The organism is Micromonospora sp. NBC_00821 (genome assembly GCF_036347035.1).
GTDB lineage: Bacteria > Actinomycetota > Actinomycetes > Mycobacteriales > Micromonosporaceae > Micromonospora > Micromonospora hortensis.
This window is the reverse complement of sequence record NZ_CP108880.1, coordinates 4,056,754-4,071,803: the sequence shown is the minus strand read 5'-3', so window position 1 is coordinate 4,071,803 and position 15,050 is coordinate 4,056,754. Positions and strand designations below refer to the sequence as shown.

15 protein-coding genes are annotated in these 15,050 nt (G+C 71.9%); 10 read left to right on the top strand and 5 right to left on the bottom strand.

Annotation, left to right across the window (positions count from 1 at the left end; translation table 11 throughout):
* Nucleotides 1–207: 207 nt before the first annotated feature.
* The gene (locus OHB44_RS18760) at nt 208–693 is read right to left on the bottom strand and encodes a GNAT family N-acetyltransferase (protein ID WP_238685156.1); all 486 of its coding nucleotides are present in this window, start codon (nt 691–693) and stop codon (nt 208–210) included.
* Between the two features lie 134 nt (nt 694–827).
* On the opposite strand from OHB44_RS18760, the gene OHB44_RS18755 reads away from it, so the two are divergent.
* Entirely contained in the window at nt 828–1,490 is a 663-nt protein-coding gene (locus OHB44_RS18755) for a fasciclin domain-containing protein (protein WP_330437716.1), read from the top strand.
* A gap of 51 nt (nt 1,491–1,541) precedes the next feature.
* Here the strand turns inward: OHB44_RS18755 and OHB44_RS18750 are convergent, their stop codons facing one another.
* On the bottom strand, nt 1,542–2,561 hold the full coding sequence (locus OHB44_RS18750) for a phosphotransferase family protein (RefSeq protein ID WP_330437715.1): 1,020 nt from the start codon (nt 2,559–2,561) through the stop codon (nt 1,542–1,544).
* Nucleotides 2,558–3,631, bottom strand: a complete 1,074-nt coding sequence (locus OHB44_RS18745; RefSeq protein WP_330437714.1) for a LacI family DNA-binding transcriptional regulator — start codon at nt 3,629–3,631, stop codon at nt 2,558–2,560. The genes OHB44_RS18750 and OHB44_RS18745 overlap by 4 nt, the downstream gene beginning before the upstream one ends.
* A gap of 93 nt (nt 3,632–3,724) precedes the next feature.
* Here OHB44_RS18745 and OHB44_RS18740 point away from each other — a divergent pair, with 93 nt between their 5' ends.
* The 9 genes from OHB44_RS18740 to OHB44_RS18700 all read left to right on the top strand — a co-directional run bounded on the left by OHB44_RS18740 (nt 3,725) and on the right by OHB44_RS18700 (nt 12,094).
* On the top strand, nt 3,725–4,069 hold the full coding sequence (locus tag OHB44_RS18740; RefSeq protein WP_091398731.1) for a cupin domain-containing protein: 345 nt from the start codon (nt 3,725–3,727) through the stop codon (nt 4,067–4,069).
* Nucleotides 4,062–4,778 carry a cupin domain-containing protein gene (locus OHB44_RS18735; protein ID WP_330437713.1) on the top strand — a complete coding sequence of 239 codons (717 nt, stop codon included), beginning with the start codon at nt 4,062–4,064 and terminating at the stop codon, nt 4,776–4,778. Before OHB44_RS18740 ends, OHB44_RS18735 begins: the two co-directional genes overlap by 8 nt.
* Nucleotides 4,779–4,944: 166 nt before the next feature.
* The gene (locus OHB44_RS18730; protein WP_330437712.1) at nt 4,945–5,913 is read left to right on the top strand and encodes an ABC transporter permease; all 969 of its coding nucleotides are present in this window, start codon (nt 4,945–4,947) and stop codon (nt 5,911–5,913) included.
* Between the two features lie 23 nt (nt 5,914–5,936).
* Nucleotides 5,937–6,941 carry an ABC transporter substrate-binding protein gene (locus OHB44_RS18725; RefSeq protein WP_330437711.1) on the top strand — a complete coding sequence of 335 codons (1,005 nt, stop codon included), beginning with the start codon at nt 5,937–5,939 and terminating at the stop codon, nt 6,939–6,941.
* Nucleotides 6,942–6,984: 43 nt separating this feature from the next.
* Entirely contained in the window at nt 6,985–7,740 is a 756-nt protein-coding gene (locus OHB44_RS18720; RefSeq protein WP_247669117.1) for an ABC transporter ATP-binding protein, read from the top strand.
* Nucleotides 7,741–7,778: 38 nt separating this feature from the next.
* Nucleotides 7,779–8,930 carry a Gfo/Idh/MocA family protein gene (locus OHB44_RS18715; protein WP_266302332.1) on the top strand — a complete coding sequence of 384 codons (1,152 nt, stop codon included), beginning with the start codon at nt 7,779–7,781 and terminating at the stop codon, nt 8,928–8,930.
* Nucleotides 8,927–10,078, top strand: a complete 1,152-nt coding sequence (locus tag OHB44_RS18710) for a dihydrodipicolinate synthase family protein (RefSeq protein WP_330437710.1) — start codon at nt 8,927–8,929, stop codon at nt 10,076–10,078. Before OHB44_RS18715 ends, OHB44_RS18710 begins: the two co-directional genes overlap by 4 nt.
* A gap of 56 nt (nt 10,079–10,134) precedes the next feature.
* Complete coding sequence (locus OHB44_RS18705) at nt 10,135–10,938, top strand: sugar phosphate isomerase/epimerase family protein (protein ID WP_330437709.1); 804 nt, start codon at nt 10,135–10,137, stop codon at nt 10,936–10,938.
* Nucleotides 10,931–12,094, top strand: coding sequence for a hypothetical protein (locus OHB44_RS18700; protein WP_330437708.1), 1,164 nt, complete (start codon nt 10,931–10,933; stop codon nt 12,092–12,094). Before OHB44_RS18705 ends, OHB44_RS18700 begins: the two co-directional genes overlap by 8 nt.
* On the opposite strand, the gene OHB44_RS18695 is transcribed toward OHB44_RS18700, so the two are convergent.
* Together OHB44_RS18695 and OHB44_RS18690 are read right to left on the bottom strand one after the other, a co-directional pair.
* Nucleotides 12,091–13,650 carry an acetolactate synthase large subunit gene (locus OHB44_RS18695; RefSeq protein WP_238685166.1) on the bottom strand — a complete coding sequence of 520 codons (1,560 nt, stop codon included), beginning with the start codon at nt 13,648–13,650 and terminating at the stop codon, nt 12,091–12,093. The genes OHB44_RS18700 and OHB44_RS18695 overlap by 4 nt on opposite strands.
* 195 nt (nt 13,651–13,845) lie before the next feature.
* On the bottom strand, nt 13,846–14,805 hold the full coding sequence (locus tag OHB44_RS18690; RefSeq protein WP_330437707.1) for a DUF4034 domain-containing protein: 960 nt from the start codon (nt 14,803–14,805) through the stop codon (nt 13,846–13,848).
* Nucleotides 14,806–15,050: the final 245 nt, after the last annotated feature.

Below are 15,050 nucleotides of genomic sequence, written 5' to 3'. Positions count from 1 at the left end.
TGGAGACGGCGGCACCGTTGGTGGAGAGCGGCGGCACCGTTGGTGGAGACGCTATGGAGCTGATGTCGTAGACGATTCAGGCGGTGGGGGCGCTCCAGGCGGTGGGGAAGATCCGGACGGCCCGGCCAGCGGCCGATTCGTTTGTGACATCAGCTCCAAAGGCGCCGACCACCACTGTGGCCTCCTGAGTGAGCGGACCGGGCGCGGTCAGAACTCCTGGTACATCACGTGCAGGCCGACCCGGCCGAGGGTGGGGTGACGGAACGCGCCCGGCACGGTGCCGATCACCGCGAAGCCCTCCCGCAGGTACAGCCGCACCGCAGAGGTGTTGCTCTCCGCCACGGCGTTGAACTGCATGCCGGCGTACCCCTGCCGGCGGGCCCAGGTGAGGGCGTCACGGCACAACGCGGTGCCCACGCCCCGGCCCCGCGCGTCGGCGGCGACCATGAAGCTGGCGGTGGACACGTGCGCGCCCGGCCCGGGCCGGTTGGTGCCCATCTTCGCGGTGCCGAGCACCCGCTCGCCGTCGACCGCCACGACGGTCCGCCCCGGCGGTGCCTCGACCCACATGCCGTACGACTGCTCGGCGGTCATCGCCGGGTCGTAGGGGAACGTCTCCTGTGCCCGGATCACCTCCTCGATGATCGGCCACACCTGGGACCAGTCCCGGTCGACGAACTCCCGAATCAGCACCTGGGGAGGTTAGGCCCCGGCAGGAGCCCCGGACAATCCGTTATCCGCTGGTGCATCTGCGCGGCCTACCCGGTGCGAAGCATGGATCGTGACGAGACGTCACGGATCCGGTCGCTTCGACGAAAGGCCCGCTGATGAAGATCGCACGAATCGCCGCCCGGATGGCGGTGGGTGCCATGGCCACCGCGCTGGCCACCACCGCTGTCGCCGTACCGGCCGCTCTGGCCACCGGCAAGCCCAAGCCGCTCGGCACGACGTCACTCGCCCAGGTGCTCACCCGCGACAGCAGCGGCTTCGACCGCAACTCGGGTGACTTCGACGTGCTGACGGCGGCCGTGCTGGCCGTGTTGGAGGCCAAGCCGAACTCTCCGGTCAAGGTGCTCACCGACGGCACCGTGGCGCTGACCGCGTTCATCCCCACCGACGCCGCGTTCCAGCAGTTGGTCCGCGAGATCACGCAGGCTCGGAAGCTGCCGAGTGAGAGCGCCGCCTTCACCGCCGTGGCCGGGCTGGGCATCGACACCGTCGAGTCGGTGCTGCTCTACCACGTGGTCCCGGGCGCCACCATCGATCGCAAGACGGCGGTCCGGGCCGACGGCACGGACCTGACCACCGCGCTCGGTTCGACAGTCGAGGTCGACGTGCGCACCTACCTGTACTTCTTCCGTCAGGTGCGGCTGGTCGACGCCGACACCGACGACCGTGACGCGCGCGTCGTCTCCTACGACGTCAACAAGGGCAACCGGCAGATCGCGCACGCCGTGGACCGGGTGCTGCGCCCGATCGACCTGCCCTGACCCCGAAGGGTGGCGTCCGACCACGTGCCGGACGCCACCCGCGCCGGGGCGTCAGCCCGAGGCGAGCGCGGCGAGTTCCTCGTCGAGCAGTGCCGCCAGCCGGGCGGACCGCCCGGGATGGCTGCGCACGGTCATCCCGCGGCTGGGCATCTCCACGGTCATCAGCAGGTACAGGTGCAACCGGTAGAGGCCGAGCCGGCGGCGTGCCGAGGCGTTCAGCACCAACGGTTCGGCGGCGCTGGCCTGGTAGCCGCGCAGCAGGGGGTGCTCCGGTTCGTCCTCGACGCGTCGGAAGAGCAGCGGCGAGACCAGGTCCAGCAGTGGGTCGCCGTAGAGGAACCGCTCGCCGTCCACCAGGCCGCGCAACCGCAACCGGCCGTCCGCGTCGGGCGCCGCCAGCACGTTGCCGTCCCAGCAGTCGAAGTGCAGCAGCACCGGGCGGCGCACCTCGTCGAGCACGTCGGCGTGCCGCCCCACCAGCGCACGCAGGTGCTCCGGGGTCACCGGCAGTCGGACGCCCCAGTCGGCCGCGTCGGCCAGGAGCGCGTCGAGCATCGCCGTGAACGCCGCCCGCCAGGTCGGCCCGCCGGCCCGATCGTCGTCGTACCCGAACCGTTCACCGGTCACCCGGTGCAACGCGGCGAGAGCCACCCCGAGGTCGTAGCGCGCCGGGCCGTCGTGGACCGCGACACCGGCCTCGGCCAGGTCGGACAGCGACCGGCCGGGCAGCATCGCGGTGACCAACCACTCGCCGTACGCCGGGTCGGCGCCGCGCCAGAGCACCGGGGGGACGGGCACCTGCGGCGCCCGCTGCGCGACGAGCCGGAAGTACCGCTCCTCGGCAGCGCACAGCCCGCGCTCGTAGCGTAGAAGCGGCGTTCCGACCGGCGGAGCCAGTTTCAGCACCACCCGACTGTCGTCGTCGAGCAGCGCCCACCAGACCGTGGCGTACCCGCCGCCGGCCAGCGGACCGGCGTCCCGGACCCGGGTGTGTGGCCCGAACGACGCACCGACTAGGTACGCGACATCGGCGCGCGTGAGGCGGCGCTGGGTCGGGCTGGCACCGGTCACGACGTGGCGTCACCTCGCCGCGCGCGTGGCGCGGAAGCCGCTGTGGCGCGGGTGGACAGTGGGACGGGACCGGCGGTGTCGCGGCGGACCAGTTCGGCGGGGAGCACCTCGACCCGGGGCGTCGGGGCCCCGACGCCGAGCACCAGGGACATCGCCCGCACACCCATGTCGACAAGGGGCAGCCGCACTGTGGTCAGCGCCGGGGTCACATCCCGGGCGATCGGCATGTCGTCGAAACCCAGCACCGAGATCTGCTGCGGCACTGCCAACCCACGCGCGCGCAGGGTGGCGAGCGCGCCGATGGCCATCGAGTCGTTGAGCGCCACGATCGCGGTCAGTTCCGGGTCGGCGTCGAGCAGCCGGGCGGTGGCCTCGGCGCCACCGTCGCGGTCGAACTCCGCGTACCGGATGCGCCGTTCGGGCAGCTCGCGCCCCTGCTCGGTGAGGGCCTGCCGGAGGCCGGCGAGCCGGTCGGTGGTGGTGGTCAGGATGCGCGGGCCGGCGACCACGCCGATCGCCCGGTGCCCCAGACCGCACAGCTCCCGACCGGCGAGGTAGCCGCCGGTCCGGTTGTCCGGCATCACCGCGTCGCCGGAGTGCTCGTGCCGGCCGATCACCGCCACCCGCCCGCCGGTTGCCTCGTACGCGGCGAGCTTCTCGTTGAGTTGTCGGGTGAACGCCTCGTCGTGGTAGCCCGAGCCGGCCAGGATCAGCGCCGCCACCTGGTGGCCGCGCAGCAGCTCCACGTACTCCAACTCGCGGTCCGGGTCCCGGTAGCTGTTGCAGATCATCAGCAGCCGGCCCTGGTCGGTGGCGACCCGTTGCAGCCCTCGGGTGATCTCGGCGAAGTATGGGTCGGAGACGTCGTGCACGATCACGCCGACAGCGCTGCGGTGCGAGCGGGCCAGCAGTTGGGCGTGCGCGTTCGGCACGTACTGCAACTCGGCGACGGCGGCGAGCACGCGTTCGCGCAGCTCGTCGGTGACCGGCTTGCTGCTGCCGTTGATGACGCGGGAGGCGGTGGCGGGCGAGACGCCCGCGCGGCGGGCCACATCGGACAGGGTCGCCATGGCCCGCCCCCTCGATCTGTTGACGGCGTTTCGTCGTGCCGGCTAGCGTCACCGTACCGCAGAGAAAGCCCTTTCCCGCAGGGAGGCCCGGCCGTGTCCGATCGCTTCGCGGTACTTCAACTTGACGACCTTCCCGCCCGACGCTGCTCGTGTGGGACCACCCGCCGGGGTTTCATCGCCGAGAGCGAGGGCCAGGCCAGCGTGCATCTGCTCCAGGTGCAGGACGCGGTGACGCACCACCACCGGATCGCCACCGAGTACTACGTCGTGCTCGCCGGTGAGGGCGAGATCGAGCTGGACGGGGTCCGTCACCCGGCTCGGCCGATGTCCGCGTTCCTGATCAAGCCGGGCTGCCGGCACCGGGCCATCGGCGACCTCACAGTGCTGCTGGTGTCCTTGCCGGCCGCGGACGACACCGACGAGTACTTCGATGCGTGATCGGTCGGCGCCGCTGCCCGGCGGGGTCGGGGTGTCCCGGCTGCGCGTCTACGACACGGTGGCCCCGGACGGCCTGGTCGGCGGCACCCCGCACGTGCACCTGTGCTGCACCGAGGGGTACGTGGTGACCGGTGGCGAGGGCGCGGTGCAGACCCTGACCACTGCCGGCTACCGGGAGACGCCGCTGCGGCCGGGGGCGGTGGTCTGGTTCGAGCCGGGCACCGTGCACCGACTGGTAAACGGTGGTGGGCTCAGCATCGTGGTGCTGATGCAGAACAGCGGCCTGCCCGAGGCCGGCGACGCGGTGTTGACCTTCCCACCCGAGGTGCTGGCCGACCCGGCCGCGTACGCCGAGGCGGCGGCGTTGCCCGACGGGGGAGCGCCGGGCGCGGACGTGCTTGCGGCGTACCGCCGTCGTGATCTGGCGGTGACCGGCTTTCAGGCGCTGCGCTCCGGTGGGCCGGCGGCGCTGGCCGCGTTCCACGCCGCCGCGGTCGCCCTGCGCCAGCCGCTGCTGGCGCGGTGGCGGCAGCGGTGGGAGGCCGGCGCGGGCCGTGCCGCCGCCGACACCGCCGCGCAGCTCGACTCCCTGGAGCGGGGGGATCCCGGCCACCTGGGCGACGCCGGGGTGTTCGCGGTCAACGAGCCGGTCGAGCGGGGCCGGCTGGGTATGTGTGGCCTTCTCGACACCTACCCGGCGGCCGGCTGAGCGTCCCTTCGGGACGGCCGCTGTGGTCCCCAGGCATCGGTGGAAACAGATCGAGGAAAGGCCTTGCCCGGCGTGAGGGGGCCGCCTACGCTCCAGGAAAGCGTTTGCCTGATCCGCCGACCGGCCCGGTCCATGGGCGTCGTGCCGGGCCCCGAGGAGGTTCCGCGTGACCGAGAACTCTTTGGACACGGCGGGCCGGCAGGCCGCCGCCGACCAGGCCAGTGGTGCGCGAGCAGCCGCTGCCGGGCCCGGCAGCGGCGGTGCGGACGGCCTCGACGCAAGGGCTTCGTCCACTGTCGTGACGACGCCACCCGGCGGCGGGCGTCCACCCCGGCCCACGCTCGGTCGCCGGGCCGTGACCTTCGCCGACTCGCTCTGGCGCCCGGCGTTGGTGCTCGCGGTCTTCTTCGCCGCCTGGTGGTTCGTGGCGGCCCGCGAGTACGTCCCGAACTACCTGGTGCCCACCCCCGGCCAGGTGTGGGAGACGATGACCACCCAGTGGTCCGAGCTGGCCCGGCACACACTGGTGACCCTCTACGAGACGGTGCTCGGCTTCGTGCTGGCCGCCGCGTTGGGCCTGGCCACGGCGGTCGCCATCGCCTACTCCCGCACCCTGGACAAGGCGCTCTACCCGATCGTCCTGTTCGCACAGGTCATCCCGAAGATCGCCATCGCGCCGCTGCTGGTGGTCTGGTTCGGCCTCGGCCTCACCCCGAAGATCATCCTGGCGGTGCTCATCGCGTTCTTCCCGGTGGTCATCTCCGGCGTGGCCGGACTGCGCTCCACCGACCCGGAACTGCTCGACCTCGCCGCCACGATGGGCGCCGGGCCGTGGCGCACCTTCCGCAAGATCCGCTTTCCGAACGCGTTGCCGCACCTGATGGCCGGCCTGAAGGTGGCCGTCACCCTCGCCGTTGTCGGCGCCGTGGTCGGCGAGTTCGTCGGCGCCAGCGAAGGGCTCGGCTACGTCCTGTTGCTGGCCAACGGCAACCTCGACTCCGCACTCCTGTTCGCCGACCTGATCCTCATGTCGGCCATCGGCATCGTCCTGTTCGTCCTGGTCGAGATCGCCGAGGCACTGCTCATTCCGTGGCACGCCAGCCGACGGGCCGGCGTGTCCCTCACCACCTCCTGACCGACCCCATCACGGAGGCACCGATGAAACGCACCGCCACCACCATCCTGGCCACCGCCGCCCTGCTCCTCGCCGCCACCGGCTGCGGTGGGGACGACCCCGGCGGCAGCACCAACGCCGACGGCAGCAAGCAGGTCACCCTCACCCTCAACTGGGTGCCCTACGGCGAGCACGCGCCCTTCTACTACGGCCTGCAGAAGGGTTACTACTCCGCCGAGGGCATCGACCTGAAGATCCTGCCCGGCAACGGCTCGGGCAACACCGTCAAGCAGGTCGCCCAGAAGCAGACCGATTTCGGGTGGGCGGACAGCCCGGTGCTGCTGAAGTCGGTGGCCAGCGGCATGCCGGTACGCAGCCTCGGCGCGTACCTGGAGAAGGGTCCGTCCTCGGTGGAGTTCTTCACCGAGGAGAACATCAAGACCCCGGCAGACCTCAAGGGCAAGACCGTCGGCGGCACCCCCGGCGACGCCCTCTACGCGACCTTCCCGGCCTGGCTGGAGAAGAACGGGCTCAAGAAGGACGACGTCAAGGTGGTCAACGTCGACGCCGCCGGCAAGATCGCCGCCCTGGCCGAGGGCAAGGTCGACGCCATCATGGGCTTCTTCCACGACCAGGCGCCGACCATCGAGAGCAAGACCGGCAAGAAGGTCGACGTGCTGCTCTTCGCCGACTACGGGATGAACCTGCTCGGCACTGGCCTGATCGCCAACACCCAGACCCTGCAGAAGGACCCGGAGCTGGTCCGCAAGTTCGTCCGGGCCACCCAGAAGTCCTGGGCCGACGCCGCCCGGGACCCGGCCGGCGCGGTGAGCGCGATGTCGGCTCTGGCCGAGAACGAGCCGGCGCCCGAGGTGCTCACCAAGCAGCTCACGCTCAACATGCCACTGATCGGCGCGGACGGCCCGCCCGGGGTGAACACCGAGGCCCAGTGGACCGAGACCATCGACCTGATGTCCCGCTACGCCGAGCTGAAGGACCCGGGAGCGCCCAGCGCGTACTGGGACTCCTCGTACGCGGCGCAGGGGTGACCCGGTGACCGCCGCGCCGGCAGCCACCGGCACCGCCATCGGGATGTCCGGGCTGACCGTCCGGTTCACCACCCGACGGTCGCAGACCACAGCGTTGGACGACGTGTCGCTGGACATCGAGCCCGGCGAGTTCGTCACTATCGTCGGCCCGTCCGGCTGCGGCAAGTCCACCCTCCTGAAGATCGTCGCGGGGTTGGTCAAGCCGACCAGCGGTGACGTGTCGCTGCTGGAACGCCCGGTGCGCGGCCCGCAGAAGGAGATCGGCTTCGTCTTCCAGAAGGCCGCGTTGCTGGAGTGGCGTGGTGCCCGGGCCAACATCCTGCTCCAGGCCGAGATGCGCGGCATGGACCGGGCGCAGGCGGCCCGCCGCGCCGACGAGTTGATCGAGATGACCGGCCTGACCGGCTTCGAGAAGGCGTTGCCACACGAGCTGTCCGGCGGCATGCAGCAGCGGGTGGCGCTCTGCCGCGCGCTGCTGCACTCCCCGCCGGTGCTGTTGATGGACGAACCGTTCGGCGCCCTGGACGCACTGACCCGCGAGCAGATGAACGCCGAACTGCACCGGATCTGGCGGGAGACCGGAACCACTGTGGTGCTGGTCACCCACTCCATCGCCGAGGCGGTCTTCCTCGGCACCCGGGTCGTGGTGATGAGTCCCCGGCCCGGCCGGATCATCCGCACCTTCCCGGTCGAGCTGCCGGCGCACCGCGACTACGCGCAGGTGATGTCGGATCCCCGCTTCGACCGGCTCGCCACCGACCTGCGTGGGTTGCTCGGCAGCGCGGCCGCCAACCACTGAGCGCGGATCGGCACGACCAGCACGACGGAAGGAACACCATGACCCGCAGGTCGATCGGCATCATCGTCAACGGCGTGACCGGACGGATGGGCTACCGGCAGCACCTCGTCCGGTCGCTGCTGGCCATCCGCGAATCCGGCGGTGTGGCGTTGGCCGACGGCACCACCGTCTGGCCGGAACCGGTCCTGGTCGGGCGCAACGAGACGAAGCTCCGGGAACTCGCCGAACGGCACGGGCTGACCGACTGGACCACCGACCTGACCTCGGCGCTGGCCCGCGACGATGTCGAGATCTACTTCGACGCGCAGGTCACCCAGCAACGGGAGAAGGCGATCCGGCAGGCCATCGAGGCCGGCAAGCACATCTACACGGAGAAGCCGTTGGCCGAGGACACCGCGGCGGCTCTCGACCTGGCCCGGGCGGCGGACGCGGCCGGTGTCCGCACCGGTGTCGTGCAGGACAAGCTCTTCCTGCCCGGCCTGCGCAAGCTCAAGCGCCTCATCGACGGCGGCTTCTTCGGCCGGATCCTCTCGGTGCGCGGCGAGTTCGGCTACTGGGTCTTCGAAGGCGACTGGCAGCCGGCTCAGCGGCCGTCGTGGAACTACCGGGCCGAGGACGGCGGCGGCATCGTGGTCGACATGTTCCCGCACTGGCACTACGTGCTGGAGGAGCTGTTCGGCCGGGTCACCGCCGTCTCCTGCGTGACCGCCACCCACGTGCCCGAACGGGTCGACGAGGCCGGTCAGGCGTACGCGGCCACCGCCGACGACGCCGCGTACGCCACCTTCGAACTCGACGGCGGGGTGATCGCGCAGATCAACTCCTCGTGGGCCGTGCGGGTGTACCGCGACGAGCTGGTGGAGTTCCAGGTCGACGGCACGGAGGGCAGCGCGATCGCCGGCCTGCGCAACTGCCGGGTTCAGCACCGGGCGGTCACTCCGAAGCCGGTGTGGAACCCGGACCTGCCGGCCACCGAGGACTTCCGCGCCCAGTGGGCCGAGGTGCCCGACAACGAGGAGTTCGACAACGGCTTCAAGGTGCAGTGGGAGGCGTACCTGCGGCACGTGGTGGCCGGCGAGCCGTTCCGGTGGGACTTCCTGGCCGGCGCGCGCGGCGTGCAGCTCGCCGAGCTGGGGCTGCGCTCCGCCCGCGAGGGTGGTCGCATCGAGGTGCCGGAGCTGCGCTCATGAGCGCCGAGGTGGTGCTGCCCGGTGGGCGGCGGCATCGGCTCGCCGGGGGGAGCGGCTTCACCCGACCGGACGCGCCGGCGACCAGCCGGATCGCGTACGCCGCCGCGCACGTGGTCGCCGATCCGGGCGCGGAGAACGTGCCGGGCGCCCCGGCGGCGGTGGACTGGGACACCACCCTCGCCTTCCGGCGGCATCTCTGGTCGTACGGGCTGGGGGTCGCCGAGGCGATGGACACCGCCCAGCGGGGGATGGGGCTGGACTATCCGGCCACCCGGGAGCTGATCCGGCGCAGCGCCGCCGAGGCCCGCGCGGTCGGCGGGCGGATCGTCGCCGGGGTCAACACCGACCAGCTGCCGGTCGGCCCGGCCACACTGGCGGCGGTCACCGCCGCGTACGCCGAGCAGCTCGACGACGTCCGCGCCGCCGGCGCCCGACCGGTGCTGATGTGCAGCCGGCACCTGGCCGCCGCCGCACGCGGTCCGGACGACTACCTGCGGGTGTACGACGAGCTGCTGGGCGCCGCCGACGAACCGGTGGTGCTGCACTGGCTGGGCCCGATGTTCGACCCGGCGTTGACCGGCTACTGGGGTGCTGTCGACCTGGACCTGGCCACCGACACGGTCATCGAGCTGATCAAGGCACACGAGTCCAGTGTGGATGGAATCAAGGTGTCGCTGCTGGACGCCGACCGGGAGGTCGCGTTGCGCCGCCGCCTGCCGGCCGGGGTACGCCTCTACACCGGCGACGACTTCCACTACCCGGAGCTGATCCGGGGTGACGAGGTGGGTCACTCCGACGCGCTGCTCGGGGTGTTCGCGGCCATCGCGCCAGCAGCCGCCGCCGCGCTGGCCGCCCTGGACCGGGGGGACCTGACGGCGTACGACGAGCTCTTCGGGCCCACAGTGCCGCTGGCCCGGCACCTGTTCGCGGCGCCGACCTGGCACTACAAGACGGGGATCGTGTTCCTGGCCTGGTTGGCCGGGCACCAGGACCATTTCACGATGGTCGGTGGCGCGCAGTCCGGTCGGTCTCCGGCGCACCTGGCCACCCTGCTCACCCTTGCCGACGCGGCCGGGCTGCTGCCCGACGCCGACCTGGCCGCCGCCCGCGCCCGAGCGCTGTTCACCGTCGCGGGGGTGACCCAGTGAGCGCGAGGAGTGAGCCGGCCTTGCGAGCCCCGCAGTCGGGAGCGAAGACCAGCCCAGTGAGCCTCGCGCGGTTCTCGTTCAACCAGGCCACCGCCCAGCGCTGGCCGCTGCCCGAGGTGGTGGCCGGGTGCGTGGCGGCCGGTGTACCGGGCATTGGCCTGTGGCGGGAGCCGGTGGCCGAGTACGGGATGGCCCGCTCGGCGAAACTGGTCCGCGACGCCGGCCTCGCCGTCACGTCGCTGTGCCGGGGCGGGTTCTTCTCCGCCGACGACTGGCGGACGGAGAACCTGCGCGCCATCGAGGAGGCCGCCGCCCTCGGCGCTCCGGAGTTGGTGCTGGTCTCCGGTGGGCTGCCCGCCGGCAGCCGGGACATCGACGGCGCCCGGCGTCGGGTCGCCGACGCGATCGGTGAGCTGGCCCCGCACGCCGAGGCAGCCGGGGTACGGCTGGCCATCGAGCCGCTGCACCCGATGTTCGCCGCCGACCGGTGCGTGATCGCCAGCCTCGGCCAGGCGCTGGACATCGCCGAGCGGTTCGACCCGGCCGTGGTCGGCGTGGTCGTCGACGCGTACCACGTCTGGTGGGACGACACGGTGTACGCGCAGATCGCGCGGGCCGCCGCCCGGATCGCGGCGTTCCAGGTCTGCGACTGGGTGACCCCGCTACCGGAGGGGGTGCTGCTCGGCCGGGCGCTGCCCGGTGACGGCTGCATCGAGCTACGTCGGCTGCGCGAGGCGGTGGACGCGGCCGGCTACGTCGGCCCGATCGAGGTGGAGGTCTTCTCCGCCGAGGTGTGGGCGCGTCCGGGCGCGGAGGTGCTCGACGCGGCGATCGCCGGCTACCTACGCCACGTTGCCTGACGTCCTCGAACGGCGCTGGCCGGCGGCGGTCGGCGCCTGGCTGGGCATCGGCACCGCACCCGCCACGCTGGTGCTCGGCGCGGCGATGGCCGCCCGACACGGCGGTGCGGTGCCGGTGGCCGGGCTGCTGGTCGGCGGGGCGCTGATGGCGGCCCTGCTCTGGGGGCAGGGCCGGATCGGGCTACGCCGGCCGCTCGGCGACGGCGGGACGTTGACCGCGGTGCTGCCCGCGTACCTGGGGGACACCTCGCGGCTGCTGCTGACGGCGGTGCTGGCCGTGTCGATGATCGGGTGGAACGGGTTCAACGTCGGGCTCGGCGGGGCCTCGCTGGCCGCGTTGACCCACCTGCCGGGCTGGGCCGGGCCGGTGCTGCTGGAGGTGGCGGTCCTCGCCGTCTCCTGGGCGCCGGCCCGGCTCGGCAACCGGGTCGCGGTGGTCACCACGCTCAGCGCGGTGGTGCTGGTCGGCTGGTGCCTGACGGTGCTGCCACCACCCGGTGCGCCGGTCCGCCTCGCCGGCGGCGGGCTCGCCGACGCCGCCGCGCTGATCGGGTACGCGGCCGTGTTCGCGCTGCGCGCACCGGATTTCAGCGTGGGCCTCTCCCGAAGGCGGGACCTGGCCTGGTGCGTGGGGCTGCTGATCGGGCCGGCGCTGCTCGGGGTGCTCGCCGGGGCTGGCCTGTGGCTGCGGACCGGCTCGGCCGACGTGGTCGCGCTGCTCGCCACCGGCTCGGGGCTGGCCGCGTACGCGAATCTGTTCGTCGCGGTGGCGGTCTTCGCGGCGGCGCTGACCACCACGTACTCCGGTTCCCTGGCGTTGCGCGGTCTGGCTCCCCGCCTGCCGGCGCGGGCGGCGATGCTTCTCGTTGCGGTGCTCGGCGGGATGCTGGCGGTGGCGCGGTTCGACCGTCTGGTGCTGCCCTGGTTGACAGTGCTGGCCGCCGCGTTACCGGTGCTGGTGGTGCCGATGGCAGTGGAAGCCGCGGCCCGTCGGCGTGGTCGTGTCCCGCGTACCGTGCCCGCCTGGTGCTGGATGCCACCGGCGCTGCTCGCGGTGGCCTGCACGCTCGCCGGGGTGGGTGTCGCCCCGCTGCTCGGACTGGCCCTGGCCGCGGCGTGCACCGTGCTCTGGCGGCGACGAGGAGACGTAGCCTAGGCCGCAGCGGGGATGGTGGCGTCGATGAGGTGCGGGCCCGGCTGGTTCAGCGCCGCGGAGAACTGCTCCGCGAGTTGCTCGGCGGTGGTGGCGCGGGTGGCGGGCATCCCGAACGCGTTCGCCAGCCCGACGAAGTCGATCTGAGGGTTGGTCAGGTCGAACAGCGGATTGGCGTCGGGGTCGACAGAGCCCGGCTGCTTGCTGAAGTAACCCCACTCCTGGCGCAGGATCGCGTACCCGTGGTTGTTGAGGATCACGTTGGTGATGTTCAACCGTTCGCGCACCTGGGTCCAGAGCGCGGTGGCGGTGTACATGACGCAGCCGTCGGCCACCAGCGCCACCACCGGCCGGTCGGGTGCGGCGACGGCGGCGCCGACGGCCAGGGGCAGGCCGTCGCCCATGGCGCCACCGGTCTGCATGAGCACGTCGTGTCGGGGAGCGCCGGCGGTGGCGGCGGCGAGGGCGGTGCCGGAGCTCACGGACTCGTCGATGATGATGGCCCGTTCGGGCAGGAGTGCCGCGATGACGTCGGCCCAGTTCTGCACTGTGAGTGCGCCGGTGGGTAGCGCCGGTCGGTGCGGGTCGGTGACCTGGGCCGTCGCGTCCGGGGCCACCAGGTCGGCGAGCCGGACCAGCGCGGCGACGGCGTCCTGACCGACCTCGGCCAGGACGTGCGTCTGGGCGCCCTCGGGTACGAGGAGGCTCGGCTGGTCGGGGTAGGCGAAGAACGAGACCGGCGCCTTGGTGCCCGCGACGACGACGTGCCGCGCCCCGTTCAGTTGGTCGAGCACCTGGTCGGGATAGAAGCCGAGCCGGGGGAACGCCGGTAGGCCTGCCCCTCGTTCGACACGGTTGGAGTAAAGCTCCTGGAAGACGCGTGCACCAGTCGCCGCGGCGATCCGGCCCGCTGCCAGCAGGCCCGCCTCCCGCAGAGCCGGTCCGCCGATCACCAGTGCTGTCGTCTCGCCACTCCGCAGAGCCTCAGCGACCTGGGTGATCGTTCCCTGGTCGACGGTCGGCGCCGGCCGGGGCCGCACGGGAGCGCCGGCCGCGCCTCCGTCGGACCAGGACACGTCCGCCGGCATGATCACGGTGGCGATCTGGCCGGGTGGCTCCAGGACGGCGGCGAGGGCGGCAGCGGCGTCCGGGCCCGCGCCGGCGGCGTCCTCGGGGCGGCGGACGGGACCGCGCAGCCATCCGGCGAGGGCGGCGATGTCGGAGTTCAACGGTGGGTCGAAGGCGGTGTGGAACGTCGCGTGGTCCCCGACGATGTTCACCACCGGCGAGTTGGCGCGGCGGCTGTTGTGCAGGTTCGTCAGGCCGTACGCGAGACCGGGCCCGAGATGCAGCAGCGTCGCCGCCGGCTTGCCGGCGATCCGGGCGTAACCGTCGGCCGCGCCGCTGACCACGCCCTCGAAGAGAGCGAGCACGCCGTGCAGCTCGGGAACCGACTCCAGCGCTCCGACCAGGTGCAGCTCGGTGGTGCCGGGGTTCGTGAAGAGCACCTCGACCCCGCCGTCGACAAGCGTCCGCAGCAGTGCTTCCGCGCCGTTCACGCACGTCACCCCATCGCCGGTCGGATCAGCAGTGATTCGATACTAAGCTCGCATTTCGGACTACTGCTGCTAGGTTCCCGGTAAATACCCCGGTAGGTGAGGAGGGGGATCCGATGGAACGGGGATGGGCACGAGCGGGGCTACCGGGTCCGGTGCCTGGACATCAACATCGATCGGTCCTTCGACATCTGCTAGCTAGGCGCTCCGGTTCGTGGCCACCCAGTCGCGAGAGGCGGTGAACTTCTCGACCGGGTCGCCGAGGACCGACCACGGCCACTCGGTGACCATCCCGTCGAGCAACGCGAACACGTGCGCGGCCGCGTCGAACTCCTCGGCCAGTTCGAAGGTCAGCGCGAAGATCGCCAGCCGTGGCGCCCAGCCGGGACCGGCGGGAATGTAGTCCGGGTGGAAGATCGAGTTTTCCGCGGCGGTGAGAAGCTCGGCGCGGACCTCGTCCGAGTCGAAGTACGCGTTGCCCTCTTCCACGTCGGTGGCCTCCCACCTCTCGAAGTGGGCGACGGCCACCAGTTCGTGCAGGAGGCTGTTGGGTCCGGCCGCCGCGGCGGCGCTCCGCGCGAAGTCGAACATCTCCTCGTGGCTGCCGGACCACTTCTTGCACAGATACTGCAACCGCTGCTCGTGCGCGACCACGTGCCCCGGGTGGAGTCGCGTCACCGCCTCGAAGCGCTGCTGAGCCTCCGCCGCCCCGATGCCCAGGCCCCGTGCGCTGGTGACCAGCCAGGCTCGTGCGGTGACGTTGTCGGGTTCCTGGGCGAGCACCTTCTCCAACAACGCTTCGGCGTAGTGCAACCGCTCATGGAACGCCTTGAACTGGGCAGCGGCGGTGTACTTGGCCCGCTTGCCGCCGCGTGCCTCCCACGCCCAGTGCACCGCGTGACAACCGGCGACCAGCACGGGCAGCGTCGACTCGGGCTCGGCGTCGATCCAGTCGCCGATCCAGTCCTGGATCCCGTCGACCCCGCCGACCGCCTCCATGAGGTAGGCCATCTCGTCCGGATCGGCGGCCATGGTGAGCAGTTCCCGGGCGAACTTCCACCTGCGCTTCTCCAACGCCCGGATCAGGGCCTTGCGGTGCGGGTCACCATAGGTCGGGTCCAGTGCCGGGGCCTTTGACCGCTTGATGAATGACCACATGCCACCGAACCCCCATGTCGTACGCCAGGTGGCCGCTGATACTAGATGATCACGCGGCCGGCGGGCTGACCGGTGCGCGCCTCAGTGGTGGCGGAGCCGACTCGTGGGGCTGGGCGCCCTCGCCGAGGCGTTGTGATCTTATACGCACCAGTGATCCGTAACACCGCGCAAATCTTCGATTAACCGTCGTGGACTTGGGTGGGGGAGCGCTCCCAGTGCGGGTCGCGACCAATGAACGACGCTCC